Below are 250 nucleotides of genomic sequence, written 5' to 3'. Positions count from 1 at the left end.
GGTTAAATGCACTAGTTGAAGGTGCTAAGTTTGCTCAAAAAATGGCATTCATCCAGAAAAACTCGGTAATGCTAACCGATGCCACAAGTGCAATAGGCTCAGCCTCATTGGCTTCAGAGCTGCATCAAGCAAGTTTGGACCTCTACAGTGCCATTTCAGTATTAGAGAGCCAATATGCGCAAGTCACTGACTTCATTAACCAACTGAATACCGCAACCAACGGGATTGGCTCTGAGTTTGATTCGCTCAT

1 protein-coding gene is annotated in these 250 nt (G+C 44.4%); it reads left to right on the top strand.

What is annotated here, in order from left to right; translation table 11 throughout:
• Nucleotides 1–250, top strand: a 250-nt coding sequence (locus AB4512_RS25190) for a hypothetical protein (RefSeq protein WP_372176189.1), incomplete at both ends; no start/stop codon positions are given.

The sequence above is a fragment of the Vibrio sp. 10N.222.52.B7 genome (assembly GCF_041474275.1).
Classification (GTDB): domain Bacteria; phylum Pseudomonadota; class Gammaproteobacteria; order Enterobacterales; family Vibrionaceae; genus Vibrio; species Vibrio crassostreae_C.
The sequence above is the reverse complement of the archived record's forward strand: the minus strand, read 5'-3'. Positions and strand labels throughout refer to the sequence as shown.